General features: G+C 71.5%; 13 protein-coding genes. 6 read left to right on the top strand and 7 right to left on the bottom strand.

Annotated elements, in window-relative coordinates:
- The coding region (locus ACZ5WE_RS37440) for a biotin carboxylase N-terminal domain-containing protein (RefSeq protein ID WP_324787317.1) at window positions 1–110 on the bottom strand (110 nt) is incomplete at its 3' end.
- 381 nt (window positions 111–491) lie between these two features.
- Between ACZ5WE_RS37440 and ACZ5WE_RS37435 the strand changes: the two genes are divergently transcribed.
- The gene (locus ACZ5WE_RS37435) at window positions 492–968 is read left to right on the top strand and encodes a hypothetical protein (RefSeq protein ID WP_467695816.1); all 477 of its coding nucleotides are present in this window, start codon (window positions 492–494) and stop codon (window positions 966–968) included.
- 37 nt (window positions 969–1,005) lie between these two features.
- Here ACZ5WE_RS37435 and ACZ5WE_RS37430 read toward each other — a convergent pair whose 3' ends face one another.
- The 4 genes from ACZ5WE_RS37430 to ACZ5WE_RS37415 form a co-directional block, all read right to left on the bottom strand.
- Window positions 1,006–1,623 carry a nucleoside triphosphate pyrophosphatase gene (locus tag ACZ5WE_RS37430; protein ID WP_467695818.1) on the bottom strand — a complete coding sequence of 206 codons (618 nt, stop codon included), beginning with the start codon at window positions 1,621–1,623 and terminating at the stop codon, window positions 1,006–1,008.
- Window positions 1,624–1,678: 55 nt separating this feature from the next.
- Entirely contained in the window at window positions 1,679–1,807 is a 129-nt protein-coding gene (gene mmpB / locus ACZ5WE_RS37425) for a morphogenic membrane protein MmpB (RefSeq protein ID WP_272902837.1), read from the bottom strand.
- A 96-nt stretch (window positions 1,808–1,903) separates the two neighbouring features.
- Window positions 1,904–2,110 (bottom strand): acyl-CoA carboxylase subunit epsilon, encoded by a 207-nt coding sequence (locus ACZ5WE_RS37420; protein ID WP_467695819.1) that lies wholly within the window; start codon window positions 2,108–2,110, stop codon window positions 1,904–1,906.
- Between the two features lie 26 nt (window positions 2,111–2,136).
- A complete protein-coding gene (locus ACZ5WE_RS37415) occupies window positions 2,137–3,750 on the bottom strand; it encodes an acyl-CoA carboxylase subunit beta (protein ID WP_467695821.1) in 1,614 nt (537 codons plus the stop codon).
- Window positions 3,751–3,910: 160 nt separating this feature from the next.
- On the opposite strand from ACZ5WE_RS37415, the gene ACZ5WE_RS37410 reads away from it, so the two are divergent.
- The 5 genes from ACZ5WE_RS37410 to hutH all read left to right on the top strand — a co-directional run bounded on the left by ACZ5WE_RS37410 (window position 3,911) and on the right by hutH (window position 10,461).
- Window positions 3,911–4,786: a biotin--[acetyl-CoA-carboxylase] ligase gene (locus tag ACZ5WE_RS37410; RefSeq protein ID WP_467695823.1), complete on the top strand. Its 876-nt coding sequence runs from the start codon at window positions 3,911–3,913 to the stop codon at window positions 4,784–4,786.
- 290 nt (window positions 4,787–5,076) lie between these two features.
- Window positions 5,077–6,255, top strand: coding sequence for an adenylate/guanylate cyclase domain-containing protein (locus ACZ5WE_RS37405; protein WP_467695825.1), 1,179 nt, complete (start codon window positions 5,077–5,079; stop codon window positions 6,253–6,255).
- Window positions 6,256–6,377: 122 nt separating this feature from the next.
- Window positions 6,378–7,175 carry an enoyl-CoA hydratase/isomerase family protein gene (locus tag ACZ5WE_RS37400; RefSeq protein ID WP_467695826.1) on the top strand — a complete coding sequence of 266 codons (798 nt, stop codon included), beginning with the start codon at window positions 6,378–6,380 and terminating at the stop codon, window positions 7,173–7,175.
- 91 nt (window positions 7,176–7,266) lie between these two features.
- The gene (locus ACZ5WE_RS37395) at window positions 7,267–8,445 is read left to right on the top strand and encodes a GGDEF domain-containing protein (protein ID WP_467695828.1); all 1,179 of its coding nucleotides are present in this window, start codon (window positions 7,267–7,269) and stop codon (window positions 8,443–8,445) included.
- A 477-nt stretch (window positions 8,446–8,922) separates the two neighbouring features.
- On the top strand, window positions 8,923–10,461 hold the full coding sequence (hutH, locus tag ACZ5WE_RS37390; protein ID WP_467695907.1) for a histidine ammonia-lyase: 1,539 nt from the start codon (window positions 8,923–8,925) through the stop codon (window positions 10,459–10,461).
- A 97-nt stretch (window positions 10,462–10,558) separates the two neighbouring features.
- On the opposite strand, the gene ACZ5WE_RS37385 is transcribed toward hutH, so the two are convergent.
- Entirely contained in the window at window positions 10,559–11,314 is a 756-nt protein-coding gene (locus ACZ5WE_RS37385) for a PepSY domain-containing protein (RefSeq protein WP_467695830.1), read from the bottom strand.
- A 54-nt stretch (window positions 11,315–11,368) separates the two neighbouring features.
- Window positions 11,369–12,103 (bottom strand): TetR/AcrR family transcriptional regulator, encoded by a 735-nt coding sequence (locus tag ACZ5WE_RS37380; protein WP_467695831.1) that lies wholly within the window; start codon window positions 12,101–12,103, stop codon window positions 11,369–11,371.
- Window positions 12,104–12,112 lie beyond the last annotated feature (9 nt).

Genomic DNA, 12,112 nt, shown 5'->3' with positions numbered 1-12,112 from the left:
TCCCGGTCAGGATCCGCGTAGACGGCTACGCTCGCGATCCCTGCATCCCGGCATGCCCGAGCAACGCGGACAGCGATTTCGCCACGGTTGGCGATGAGCACCTTGCGCACGATGGCTCCCTCCTTGAAACAAGCCGAGTTTAGGGACTGCCGACACGACCTTTCGACCCGTCCCCAATGGTGAGCTTGCCCACACGGAGCGTGATCCGGGGCCTGCCCGTCCGCGAAATCCCTTGTCGCACCACGGTACGCAGGGTCCCTTACCGGCAGACTAACGTCCCGGTGTGGCCAAGGTCTCTGTGAGAGCGTGCTGCGGCAGAGGGGCAATCTTTGTGGAGTCCCTACGAATGGCCCAATGATTCTTTGCCCTCGGCCAGGCCCTTGTCCCCCGGTTCACCCTCCCCCAAGCTCTTAACGAGCAGGGGGTGCCCCCATGTAGCGTTCGCGATGTCTGGCACGTACTGGCGGTAACAGGGGAAGTGGGTGGGCGCCGTGGCGCGTAGACCGGTGGCCTTGGTGGGCGCGATCGTGCTTCTGGTGGAGGCGGTCGGCATCGCGCTCCTCAACTGGTTCCTCGGGCTCGTGGTCAACAAGCAGGACATGTCGCTCGCCGGTCTCGACCCGCACGCGATGTCCGTGTCGACCTGGATCGCGGGCGCCGTCTTCGGCCTCTACCTCGCGCTGTGCGGCGTCATCATGCTGCGCTCGGCGATCCGCGACCGCGCACCGGGGCGCTTGGGCCGGCTGCTCCTGATCAGCGCCGCCGTGGTGCACGGGCTGCTCGGGGCGTTCTCGGTCGGCCTGGTGGGCTGGGCCGCCTTCGTCTTCATGATGGTCGTGCTCGGCCTGATCGTCCTGACGCTGGTCGCGTACGACAAGAAGCCCGACGAGGTCACCGACGAGCCGCGCGCGAGCAACGGGGCAGCGGGCGGCGGCACGCCGGAGAACGGCGCCCCACAGCCCGCCTGAGCCCTTCCGGGCCCCCTTCCTGGGCTGTCGCGCAGGCCTACGGCGCCCACAACTCCGTGATGCCGACGCCCAATTCGGCCAGGAGGCGGCGCAGCAGCGGCAGCGAGAGACCGATGACGTTGCCGTGATCGCCGTCGATCGAGTCGACGAAGGGGGCCGAGCGGCCGTCGAGCGTGAACGCGCCCGCCACGTGCAGCGGTTCACCGCTCGCCACGTACGCGGCGATCTCCTCGTCCGATGGCTCGCCGAAGCGGACGACGGTCGACGCGACCGCCGACACGTGGCGGCCCGCCACGGTGTCGTACACGCAGTGGCCGGTCTGCAGGACGCCCGCCCGCCCGCGCATCGACTTCCAGCGGGCCGTGGCCTCCTCGGCGTCGGCGGGCTTGCCGAGTGCCTGTCCGTCCAGTTCGAGGACCGAGTCGCAGCCGACCACCAGCGCGCCCTTCACATCCGGGCGCGCGGAGACGACCGACGCCTTGGCCTCGGCGAGAGCGAGGGCGAGCTCGGCGGGGGTGGGTGCGGAGATCGCGTCCTCGTCGACCCCGCTGACGATCACCTCGGGGGCGAGACCGGCCTGGCGCAGGAGGCCGAGCCGGGCGGGGGACTTGGAGGCGAGGACGAGACGGCGTGGCTGTCGGGGCTGATCACTCATGCGGTCAGGTTAGCGAGCCGCGGCGGCTGTCTCAGCAGCTGCCGCGGCAGCCGTCTCAGTGGATGCCGAGGACGAACATCGCGACGACCATCGCCAGGGCGAGGACGAGTCCCGCACGGCGCATCTTCGCCTGCATGTCCCTCATGTCCTTGGGCGGGTTGTTCTCCGGGTCCGACCACAGCATGAGACCGATACTGCGCGCGGTGGCGGCGGGGCGCCTGAGTACGCGTACTCAGGCGCCCCGGCCCGTCTCACTCATTCTCGGGCCGTACCGCCCGGCTCACCCGGGCCAGTAGGTGCGGCCCCACGACGTCGGGCCCGGCGCGGGCAGCCGGTGGCGGGCCACGCGCGCGGGGTCCGCCCAGGCGTCGAGCACGGCGGGCACGCCGGACGGCTCGTTCGCGACCGCCGCGGCGCGCGCTTGGACCACCGCGAGTGCGGCGGCCAGCTCCTCCGGGGTGGGGTTGCCCCGTACGACCTTGATCATGAACGGTCTCCTTACTGCGGCACGGCCTAGAGGGGGATGTTGCCGTGCTTCTTCGGGGGAAGCGATTCCCGCTTCGTGCGCAGCTGACGCAGGCCCCGCACGAGATGGGAGCGGGTCTCCGACGGCATGATCACGGCGTCGATGTAACCGCGCTCGGCGGCCGTGTACGGGTTGAGCAGCCGGTCCTCGTACTCCTGGATCAGGCGGGCGCGGGTCTCTTCCACGTCCCCGGACGCCTCGGCCGCGGCGATGGTCTTGCGGTGCAGGATGTTGACCGCGCCCTGCGCGCCCATCACCGCGATCTGCGCGGTCGGCCAGGCCAGGTTGAGGTCGGCGCCCAGGTGCTTGGAGCCCATGACGTCGTACGCGCCGCCGAACGCCTTGCGGGTGATGACGGTGATCAGCGGGACCGTCGCCTCCGCGTACGCGTAGATCAGCTTCGCGCCCCGGCGGATGATGCCCGTGTGCTCCTGCTCGACGCCCGGCAGGAAGCCCGGCACGTCGACGAAGGTGATGACCGGGACGTTGAACGCGTCGCAGGTGCGGACGAAGCGTGCGCCCTTCTCGGAGGCGTCGATGTTCAGGCAACCGGCGAACTGCGTCGGCTGGTTGGCGACGATGCCCACCGGGCGGCCCTCGATGCGGCCGAAGCCGGTGACGATGTTCGGCGCGAACAGCGGCTGCGTCTCGAAGAACTCGGCGTCGTCCAGGACGTGTTCGATCACGCCGTGCATGTCGTACGGCTGGTTCGCGCTGTCCGGGATGAGCGTGTCGAGCTCGCGGTCCTCGTCCGTGAGCTCGAGGTCCGCCTCCTCGGGGAAGGCGGGGGGCTCGCTGAGGTTGTTCGAAGGCAGGTAGGAGAGAAGGGACTTGACGTACTCGATCGCATCCTTCTCGTCGCCCGCCATGTGGTGCGCGACACCGGAGGTGCTGTTGTGGGTGCGGGCGCCGCCGAGCTCCTCGAAGCCGACGTCCTCGCCGGTGACCGTCTTGATGACGTCGGGTCCCGTGATGAACATGTGCGACGTCTGGTCGACCATGACGGTGAAGTCCGTGATGGCAGGGGAGTAGACGGCGCCGCCCGCACAGGGCCCGACGACGAGACTGATCTGGGGGATCACACCGGACGCGTGCGTGTTCCGGCGGAAGATCTCCCCGTACATCCCGAGGGCCATGACGCCCTCCTGGATGCGGGCGCCACCGGAGTCGTTGATGCCGACGACCGGACAGCCGGTCTTCAGGGCGAAGTCCATGACCTTGACGATCTTCTGGCCGAAGACCTCGCCGAGTGCGCCGCCGAAGACGGTGAAGTCCTGGGAGAAGACGGCCACGGGGCGGCCGTCGACTGTGCCGTAACCGGTCACGACGCCGTCGCCGTAGGGACGGTTGGCCTCCAGGCCGAAGTCGGTCGAGCGGTGCTGGGCGAACTCGTCGAACTCGACGAAGGAGCTCTCGTCCAGGAGCAGTTCGATGCGCTCGCGCGCCGTCAACTTGCCCTTGGCGTGCTGCTTCTCGACCGCACGAGCCGAACCGGCGTGCTTGGCCTCCTCGATGCGGCGCTGCAGATCAGCGAGTTTTCCCGCAGTCGTATGGATGTCGGTACTGGGCACGGGCACGTTGGGCTCTTCCGGCTCGGACATACGGATGCGGCTCCCTGCCTGCTCAAAGGGGCGACTGGCGGCTTGCGGCTGGGCTTGTAGCTGGGCTTGTGGCTGCGTGACTCGCTTGCTACTGACTCGTAGGGTATCGGCGCGCATACAGTTCGGCAGTGCGGCGTTTACCACACCTAAGGTGGCTTGCATGACGCCGCGAGATGCTTCAGACGACTCTTCCGACCTCCCTGAGGGCAACCGCTGGTCCGACCTGGAAAGGCCTCCCCTGAACGCCGCGTCGCTGCGGCGTGCGTTGGTGCGTGACGGAGGGCTCTGGACCTCTCTGGACGTGGTGCCCGTGACGGGGTCGACCAACACGGATCTGGCCGCCCGAGCGGACGAGCTGCCCGAGGGAGCCGTCCTCGTCGCCGAGGAGCAGAGCTCGGGGCGCGGCCGCCTCGACCGTCGCTGGTCGGCGCCGGCGCGCTCCGGTCTCTTCTTCTCCGTGCTGCTCAGGCCGGGGCCCGCGGTGCCGGTGGAGCGGTGGGGGTGGCTGCCGCTGCTGACCGGGGTCGCCGTCGCCACGGGCCTTTCAAGGGCGGCCGGGGTGGACACGGCGCTCAAGTGGCCGAACGACCTTCTGGTGACGGTGGAGGGAGAGGAGCGGAAGGCCGGGGGCATCCTCGCGGAGCGGGCGGGTTCCGGCGTGGTCGTCGGCATCGGCATCAACGTGACCCTGCGCGCGGACGAACTGCCGGTGCCGACCGCGGGGTCGCTCGCGCTGGCCGGGGCGGCCACGACGGACCGGGACACGGTGCTGCGGGCCGTGCTGCGTTCCCTGGAGCAGTGGTACGGGGACTGGCGCACCGCGGAGGGCGATGCGGTGACCTCCCGCCTCCAGGAGACGTACGCGGCAGGCTGCGCGACGCTGGGCCGCAAGGTCAGGGCCGAGCTGCCGGGTGATCGTTCGATCACGGGGGAGGCGGTGGCGGTGGACGGTGACGGGCGGCTTGTGCTTGCTACGGGGGACGGGGTGCAGGAGCCGGTGGGGGCGGGGGATGTCGTGCATTTGCGGGGGGTGTAGGGGGGTGCTGGCACGTCCCCTCGCGTGCGCTGCCGGCTGCGGGTGTGCAGGGGCTGGCCTGCGTACCCCTGTGGGCACCCCGGGGTAATCGGGTGGGTGGGAGAGTTTGTTCGTTCAGGTGAGGATGCGGGGCAAACGGGCGGGTGGGTGGGGAAGAGGTGTTCGGCGGGACGGCTGCGGGGGACCCAGTCCAAGGCGCCCCGCCAGAGAAAGGCGTGAGCTGCGGCACACCTGCCGTAAAGTTGGCGCCGGTCGATATCTGACCGCGGCAGATCGGAAGGGCAGCAGGCGTGACCGTCGACGACACGGGCTCCGGCACGGGTGCATCCCCCGGCCCCGACGGTGAGCCCGGGCGTACCGCAGGGGCCGCCCCGGACGCGTTCGACTCGATGGACTCCGGGGACGAGAAGCCGGGCGATCCGGAGAAGGACCCCCTCGCCCTGCGCCTCGAAGGGCTGATCCTCGGCGCTGACCGCCGCTACACCCCGTTCCAGGCGGCCCGCAGCGCGGGCGTGTCCATGGAGCTTGCCTCCCGCTTCTGGCGGGCCATGGGCTTTCCCGACATCGGCCAGGCCAAGGCCCTGACCGAGGCCGACGTGCTCGCGTTGCGCCGCCTCGCCGGTCTCGTCGAGGCGGGGCTGCTCAGCGAGGCGATGGCGGTGCAGGTGGCCCGGTCGACCGGGCAGACCACCGCACGCCTGGCCGAATGGCAGATCGACTCCTTCCTGGAGGGTCTGACGGAGCCGCCCGAGCCGGGCATGACGCGGACCGAAGTCACGTACCCGTTGATAGAGCTTCTGCTGCCCGAGCTCGAGGAGTTCCTCGTCTACGTGTGGCGACGGCAGCTCGCGGCCGCCACCGGGCGGGTCGTGCAGGCCGCGGACGACGAGGAGATGGTCGACCGGCGTCTCGCCGTCGGATTCGCCGACCTCGTCGGCTTCACGCGGCTCACCCGGCGTATGGAGGAAGAGGAACTCGGCGAGCTCGTCGAGGCCTTCGAGACCACTGCCGCCGACCTGGTGGCGGCACATGGCGGACGGCTCATCAAAACGCTGGGCGACGAAGTGCTCTACGCCGCCGACGACGCGGGCGTGGCCGCGGAGATCGCCCTGCGCCTGATCGAGACCATGGCCAACGACGAGACGATGCCCGAGCTGCGCGTCGGCATCGCCTTCGGCACGGTCACGACGCGGATGGGCGACGTGTTCGGTACGACGGTGAACCTCGCGAGCCGCCTGACGTCGATAGCGCCTCGGGACGCCGTCCTGGTGGACGGCGCGCTCGCCGAGGAGCTGACGCGGACGGGAGACGCGCCCGCCTCCGAGACCGAGGCGGCGGAGGCGGCCGAGCTGGCCGAGAAGGAGGGCTCCGAGCCGCCCTCCTACCGCTTTGCCCTGCAGCCGATGTGGCAGCGGCCCGTACGAGGCCTTGGTGTCGTCGAGCCCTGGCTGCTGGCCCGGCGGGGCTGAGCTCCCCCCTGTACCGCCGCTTCGCGGCGGAATTTTCCCGCCCGCCCACCGGGCACTCAATAGCGGTGACATGATCCTCGTACAAAGCGGTAACGATCGTTAACCGGACGTGGAGGAAAGCAATGAGCGCCGAGCAGCGGTTCGGGGAATTCGTCAGCGTCAGGCGGCACGCCTACGTCGCCGAGCTCGTCCTCGACCGGCCCAAGGCCATGAACGCCGTGTCCACGGACATGGCCCGCTCCATCGGCTCCGCCTGCGAGGCTCTCGCGCAGGACCGTGACGCCCGCGTCGTGGTCCTCACCTCCACCCATGAGCGGGCCTTCTGCGTCGGCGCCGACCTGAAGGAGCGCAATTCCTTCTCCGACGCCGAGTTGGTGCGGCAGCGGCCCACCGCACGGGCCGCCTACACCGGCGTACTCGAACTGCCCATGCCGACCGTGGCGGCCCTGCACGGCTTCGCGCTCGGCGGCGGGTTCGAGCTCGCGCTCGCCTGCGATCTCATCGTCGCCGACCCGACCGCCGTGGTCGGGCTCCCCGAGGTGTCGGTCGGCGTGATCCCGGGCGGCGGCGGTACGCAGCTGCTGCCGCGCCGGGTGGGCGCGGCGCGGGCCGCCGAGTTGATCTTCACCGCGCGGCGTCTGGAGGCGGGCGAGGCGCGGGAGTTGGGGCTCGTCGACCAGCTCGTGGGCGAGGGTGAGGATCGTACGGAAGCGCTCGCGCTCGCCGCACGGATCGCCGCGAACTCGCCCGTCGGGCTGCGCGCCGCCAAGCGCGCTCTGCGGCTCGGGCACGGGCTCGACCTGCGGGCCGGGCTCGAGGTCGAGGACGCCGCCTGGCGCTCGGTGGCCTTCTCCGGCGACCGGGCGGAGGGCGTGGCGGCGTTCAACGAGAAGCGGAAGCCGCAGTGGCCCGGGGAGTGAGCGGAGCCCCGGGGGTGAGGGGAGCGCGTGGCCCACACGCTGCGTAATGTTCCAAACGCCCAAATTGTCGTAAATCTCCTAGCCTAGGGAGATGGGAGAGGATGTCCGGCTGCGGGCCGTGGTCGTGCTGGCGCAGGGGATGGCCGCCGCGCACACTCCGCGTGAGTCCTGGCGTGCGGCTGCCCGCGGCGCGTGCCGCGCGCTGTCCGGGAGTTTCGCGGCCCTGTCCGTCTGGGAGCGTGACCTCGGACGGCTGAGGGTGCTCGTGAACGTGGGTGAACGGGCCGAGGGGGAGGAAGAGTTCCCGGAGCGCGAGGCGTATCCGGTGAACGAGTTTCCGGAGATCACCGAGTTCCTGCACGAGCGCTGGGCGGGTGGCGGTGAGCCGCACGCCTGGGTCGAGACGGCGCGAGGGCCCGCGGAGGCCACGGCCCCCGGCTACTGCCACCAGCGCGTCGCCGCCCTGCGCAGGCGTGGCCGCGGCTGCTGCGTGGTCGCGCCGATCGTGCTGCACGGGCGGGCCTGGGGTGAGCTCTATGTGGCGCGACCGGTGGGGGCGCTGCCCTTCGGCCGCGCGGACGCGGACTTCGCGACGGTGCTCGCCTCGGTCGTCGCGGCGGGCATCGCGCAGACCGAGCGCCTTGAGGAGGCCCGCCGCCTCGCCTTCACCGACGCGCTGACGGGCCTCGCCAACCGGCGAGCGGTCGATCTGCGGCTCGAGGAGGCGGTGGAGCGGCACCGTGCGGAGGGGGCGGTGGTGAGCCTGGTCGTGTGCGACGTGAACGGCCTCAAGTGGGTCAACGACACCCAGGGGCACGCGGTCGGCGACCGCCTCCTCGAACGCTTCGGTTCGGTGCTCTCGCTGTGCGGGGCGATGCTGCCGGGGACATTGGCCGCGCGGCTCGGCGGGGACGAGTTCTGCCTGCTCTCGGTGGGTCCTTCCGCCGATGAGGTGGTGCGGGTGGCGGACGAACTCTGCGTGCGGGCCGCCGAGTTGGAGCAGGGGGAGGGTGTCGCGTGCGGGGTCGCCTCCACGGAGGACCCGATCGGCGAGGTCCGCTCGGCCCGCCGCCTGTTCCGCCTCGCGGACGCGGCCCAGTACCGCGCGAAGGCTGCGCGCGCGGTGAAGCCGGTGGTTGCGGGGCGCGAGGGGGCGGACGACCCGGTGGTGCGGCTCGCGGACTCGGAGGGGGCGCGGGGGGTGGGGGAGAGGCGGCGGTTCCGTGGCCGCGGGGCTCCTGCGGAGGGCGGGGGTGGGGGGCGGGGGTGAGCTGGGGGGGGGTGTCCTTGTCGCGCCGTTCCTCGCGTCCCCTGATGGCTGGGCGGGGTGTTCCTCTGCGGGGTGGTGGGGGTTGGTCGCGCAGTTCCTCGCGCCCCTGGGTGGGCTGGGCGGGGTGTTCTTCTGCGGGGTGGTGGGGGTTGGTCGCGCAGTTCCTCGCGCCCCTGGGTGGGCTGGGCGTCGTTTTCCCCTGCGGGCGGGTGGGGGTTTGGCGCGCAGGTCCTCGCGCTCCTGATGGGGCTGAGCGTTGTCTTCCCCCGCAGGCTGGTGGGGGGGGGCGTGCCGTGGTCGGGCCCCGGTAGGGGCGCGGGGAACTGCGCGGGCGGCCCCCACCGGCCCGCAGGGGACGTGCACGCTCAGCCATCTCGCCGGCCCAGGCGGGGGCTTCGTGCAAGGGCCGGTAAGTGGCTCAGTCCCGCTTCGGTCGTGACACTTTGGGATTCAGTCCGTACGCTGCTGAATATGGATATGCACACCGTGGTCCTGGGGACGTCCGGGACAACCGCGGCGGACGTCATCGCCGTCGCGCGCGGCAACGCCCGCATCGATCTCTCGGCCGAAGCCGTGACCGCCCTCGCCGCCTCGCGCGAGATCGTCGACGCCCTCGCGGCCAAGCCCGATCCCGTCTACGGCGTATCGACCGGCTTCGGCGCCCTCGCCACCCGGCACATCGGCCCGGACCTCCGCGCCCAGCTGCAGCGCAACATCGTCCGCTCGCACGCGGCCGGAATGGGCCCGCGCGTCGAGCGCGAGGTGGTGCGCGCGCTGATGTTCCTGCGGCTGAAGACGGTCTGTTCGGGCCGCACCGGCGTACGCCCCGAGGTCGCGCAGACCATGGCCGACGTGCTCAACGCGGGGATCACCCCCGTCGTGCACGAGTACGGCTCGCTCGGCTGCTCCGGAGACCTCGCGCCGCTCAGCCACTGCGCGCTCACGCTCATGGGCGAGGGTGACGCGGAGGGCCCCGACGGCGAGCTGAAGCCCGCGGGCGAGCTGCTCGCCGCGCACGGCATCACCCCCGTAGAGCTGCGCGAGAAGGAGGGCCTCGCCCTCCTGAACGGCACCGACGGCATGCTCGGCATGCTGGTCATGGCCCTCGCCGACCTCGACGCCCTCTACAAGTCCGCCGACATCACCGCGGCCCTGACCCTGGAGGCGCTCCTCGGCACCGCCAAGGTCCTCGCCCCCGAGCTGCACGCCATCCGGCCGCACCCGGGCCAGGGGGCCTCCGCCGCCAACATGCTCGCCGTTCTCGAAGGGTCGGAGCTGACCGGCCACCACCAGGACGACGCGCCGCGCGTCCAGGACGCGTACTCGGTACGGTGCGCCCCGCAGGTGGCAGGCGCGGGGCGGGACACGATGACGCACGCGCGCCTCGTCGCCGAGCGCGAGCTCGCCGCCGCCGTCGACAACCCCGTCGTCCTGCCCGACGGCCGCGTCGAGTCGAACGGCAACTTCCACGGGGCGCCGGTCGCGTACGTCCTGGACTTCCTCGCGATCGCCGCCGCCGACCTCGGCTCGATCGCCGAGCGCCGCACCGACCGGCTGCTCGACAAGAACCGCTCGCACGGCCTGCCGCCGTTCCTCGCGGACGACGCGGGCGTCGACTCCGGCCTCATGATCGCCCAGTACACGCAGGCGGCGCTTGTCAGCGAGATGAAGCGGCTCGCCGTGCCGGCGTCCGCCGACTCCATCCCGTCCTCCGCGATGCAGGAGGACCACGTCTCGATGGGCTGGTCCGCCGCCCGCAAGCTGCGTACGGCCGTCGACAACCTGACCCGCATCGTCGCGATCGAGCTGTACGCGGCGACCCGCGCGGTCGAACTCCGAGCCGGTCTCACCCCGGCCCCCGCGACGCGGGCGGTCATCGAGGCGGTCCGCGAGGCGGGCGTCCAGGGCCCGGGTCCCGACCGCTTCCTCGCGCCGGACCTCGCGGCGGCCGACGCGTTCGTGCGCTCCGGCGCGCTGCTCGCCGCGGTCGAGCCGGTGACGGGCCCGCTGGCCTAGCGACAGCGACAGCAGTCCGTACGGAGGGTGCGTCTCGTACGCGGAAGGGGGCGCCGTCACCTTGTGACGGCGCCCCCTTCCGCGTGGTGACAGAGCGTCAGTCGCGGTCGACGTGCTCACGGGTGATGTTGCCCTTGACCGCGTCGATGTCGAAGTCGGTCTTGTTCCAGTCGTCGGTGACGACGTCGACGGACCAGATCAGCGCGTTGCTGTCGTTGTCGTCCAGGCCGATCGACGTGACCGTGCCCTTCTTCTTGTCCATCGCGGTCTTGGCCGCCTGCTCCGGCGTCTGCTTGGCGCGGGACAGCCAGTCGGCCGTCTGCTTCTTGTCGTCGGCGTCCTGGTCGTTGTCGGGGGCGGAGCTGATCACCTTGCCCGAGACCGCGTCGATGTGGACGTTGTGCACGGTGCCGTCCTTCTCGGCGACCTCGGCGACCCACTGCGGGGCGCCCGCGCTGCCGCTCGGGCTGGGGCTCGGGCTTGCGCTCGCGTCGTCATCGTCGCTGTCGTCGTCCACGCCCTTCAGGTCGAGGTCGGTCAGCTTGCCGCCCGAGACCTTCCCCACCGCCGTGGTGGCGGCCTTGTCATAGGTGACCTTGGTGGTGGCGAGCAGCGCCTTGCGCTCCTGCTGGTCCTGCGTGAGGGACGCGCTGCCCGTGGGGCTCTCCGTCGGCGCCTCCTTCGGAACGGACTTCGCCGCTTTCGAGGTCGCTTCGGCTGACGACTTGCCGCTCTCCTCACCACAGCCTGCCACCAGGGCCGCCGAGGCCGCGAGGGCGCACACGGCGCCGACGAGACGGAGGTGGCGGGCGCGGAGGGTTTCGGACGTGTTGTGCCGGGGCTCGAATCTCATACCCGCATGCCTAGCCCTCGCCCCGTATCAGGCCATGGTGCCGCGCGGCCAGGGTCACCCGATCGCCCGGCGCGCGAGCCCCTCCAGCAGCACATCCATGGCGAACTCGAAGAGGGCATCCGAGGATTCGGCCACCAGCTCCTCCCCCGCCCGGCGCAGGTGCGGCAGCTCGTCCCCGGATCCGGAGCGCAGCCATGGCGGCGGGAGCTGCTCCAGGTCGGCGCGGTCGAGCTCCGGGGGCGGCCGGTCGAACGCCCGGTCCTGCAGCTCCACGAACCCGACGACGAGGCGGATGGCCTCCATGCACGCGAGGTAGGCGTCGCGCAGCGGCAGACCGACCTCGGTGAAGAAGCCGATGAGCCCGTCGATGCTGCGCAGCATGGCCGGATGGCGGGCCGCGGTGATGTTCTCGCTCAGCGCGAGGGTGGTCATGCCCGGATGACGCCGGTAGTGGACCCGCAGATCTCGGAGGTAGGCCCGCAGGGAGTCGCGCCACCGGTCGGGGTCGAGCCCCGGCGGAGACCAGCGCGCCTCGAACACCTCTGCGGCGACGGTGATCAAGTCCCGCCGGTCCTCCACGTAGTTGTAGAGCGCCCGCGGTGAGACGCCGAGCTCGCCCGCGAGGGAGCGCATGGTCAGCTCGGCGGCCCCATGGCTGCCGAGGAACTCCAGCGCGGCCTGCCCCACGCCCTCGCGGGTGAGGGTGGCGCGGCCCTTGCGGTGGGTGGGCCGCCGCCGGGAACTGGTGGCCGCGGGTGCGGAATCGGGGTCCGGAGTCTCGGTGTCCATCGCCTTTGA

Source organism: Streptomyces sp. NPDC033180, assembly GCF_055577645.1.
Note: the sequence above shows the minus strand (reverse complement) of the source record. Positions and strands in the feature narration are given on the sequence as shown.

Bases quoted from the DNA above. Each gene is read 5' to 3' on its own strand.
- ACZ5WE_RS37430 (WP_467695818.1), bottom strand. From the start codon at position 1,623: ATGAGTGATCAGCCCCGACAGCCACGCCGTCTCGTCCTCGCCTCCAAG.
- mmpB (WP_272902837.1), bottom strand. From the start codon at position 1,807: ATGCTGTGGTCGGACCCGGAGAACAACCCGCCCAAGGACATGAGGGAC.
- ACZ5WE_RS37420 (WP_467695819.1), bottom strand. From the start codon at position 2,110: ATGATCAAGGTCGTACGGGGCAACCCCACCCCGGAGGAGCTGGCCGCC.
- ACZ5WE_RS37415 (WP_467695821.1), bottom strand. From the start codon at position 3,750: ATGTCCGAGCCGGAAGAGCCCAACGTGCCCGTGCCCAGTACCGACATC.
- ACZ5WE_RS37410 (WP_467695823.1), top strand. From the start codon at position 3,911: ATGACGCCGCGAGATGCTTCAGACGACTCTTCCGACCTCCCTGAGGGC.
- ACZ5WE_RS37400 (WP_467695826.1), top strand. From the start codon at position 6,378: ATGAGCGCCGAGCAGCGGTTCGGGGAATTCGTCAGCGTCAGGCGGCAC.
- ACZ5WE_RS37395 (WP_467695828.1), top strand. From the start codon at position 7,267: ATGGGAGAGGATGTCCGGCTGCGGGCCGTGGTCGTGCTGGCGCAGGGG.
- hutH (WP_467695907.1), top strand. From the start codon at position 8,923: ATGCACACCGTGGTCCTGGGGACGTCCGGGACAACCGCGGCGGACGTC.
- ACZ5WE_RS37385 (WP_467695830.1), bottom strand. From the start codon at position 11,314: ATGAGATTCGAGCCCCGGCACAACACGTCCGAAACCCTCCGCGCCCGC.
- ACZ5WE_RS37380 (WP_467695831.1), bottom strand. From the start codon at position 12,103: ATGGACACCGAGACTCCGGACCCCGATTCCGCACCCGCGGCCACCAGT.